Here is a 1,290-nt window from a genome sequence, read left to right as displayed (position 1 = left end):
GGTCGCCGAACCGGCGGGCCCGCACCCCACCACGAGGACATCGGTCGAAGCGGGAGGTCGCGGCCGTGGGTCCATGCGCTCCATGGTGGCAGGTCCGCGCCGGACCGGTCGGCGCCGACCTCGGCCGGGGTGGGGTGCCGCAGCCCCCGGGTGGGGACCGTAGTCTGTCGTCAGGGTCGGTCGATGCCGGTCCGCACCAGGCGACGAGGACGAATGAGGATGTCGAGCGATTCTGTGACGACCGGCACCGCTGAGACGGCGCCCGACCATGTGGTGGCGGGCGTGGACGTCGGCGACGCGGATCTCGCGGCGCTGCTGAGGGCGCGACTGGTGGAGGTCGAGGAGCTCCTGGTGAGCCGACTCGAGACCGGGGAGGACTTCCTCACCGAGGTCGCCCTGCACCTGGTCACCGCCGGCGGGAAGCGCTTCCGGCCCGTCGTCACCCTGCTCACCGGAGAGCTCGGTCCGGAACCCGACCGCGAGCGCCTGGTCAAGGCCGCCGTGGTGTGCGAGATGATCCACCTGGCCACGCTCTATCACGACGACGTGATGGACGAGGCGGCCGTGCGCCGCGGCGTGGAGTCCGCCAACAGCCGCTGGGACAACTCCACCGCGATCCTCGCCGGCGACTTCCTCTTCGCCCATTCCTCCATGCTCCTGGCGGACCTCGGCCCGGCCGCGGTCCAGCTCATCGCCCAGACCTTCGCGGAACTGGTCACCGGGCAGATGCGGGAGACGGTCGGTCCGGGCGACGGCGGGGACGCCGCCGACGCCGCCGGTCACTACCTCCGCGTGATCTGGGAGAAGACCGGGTCGCTGATCGCGGCCGCCGCCCAGTTCGGCGGCGAGTACTCCGGCGCCTCCGACGAGCAGATCCAGAGTCTGCGACGGCTGGGAGACGCCGTGGGGATCGCGTTCCAGATCGCCGACGACATCATCGACATCGCCTCTCCGTCGTCCGACTCGGGCAAGACTCCCGGGACCGACCTGCGCGAGGGTGTGCACACGCTGCCCATGATCTACACGCTCGAGGCCGGTTCCACCGACGGCGACCGCCTCCGTGAACTGTTGGCGCAGCCGCTGACCGACGACTCCGAGGTCCACGAGGCCCTGGATCTCCTCCGCGCCTCCGAGGGGATGCGGCGCGCGCGGGCGACGCTCGAGCAGTACGTGGCGGACGCCATGGCCGAGCTGGACGTGCTGCCCGCCGGTCCCGCGAACGAGGCGCTGCGGCGGCTGGTCCGGTTCACCGTCGACCGCGTGAGCTGACCGCCGCGCCGGGCATCCGCT

1 protein-coding gene is annotated in these 1,290 nt (G+C 71.9%); it reads left to right on the top strand.

Translation table 11 applies throughout. The features are described from left to right. Nucleotides 1-213 precede the first annotated feature (213 nt). Nucleotides 214-1,269, top strand: a complete 1,056-nt coding sequence (locus G6017_RS12275) for a polyprenyl synthetase family protein (protein ID WP_524536293.1) — start codon at nucleotides 214-216, stop codon at nucleotides 1,267-1,269. The last annotated feature ends 21 nt before the right edge of the window (nucleotides 1,270-1,290 follow it).

Origin of the sequence: Dietzia sp. B44, assembly GCF_014145245.1 — a bacterium.
Classification (GTDB): domain Bacteria; phylum Actinomycetota; class Actinomycetes; order Mycobacteriales; family Mycobacteriaceae; genus Dietzia; species Dietzia natronolimnaea.
This window is presented reverse-complemented; position numbering and strand designations above follow the sequence as displayed.

Excerpts from the sequence above, each read along its gene's own strand:
- G6017_RS12275 (WP_524536293.1), top strand. The coding sequence starts at position 214 with ATGAGGATGTCGAGCGATTCTGTGACGACCGGCACCGCTGAGACGGCG.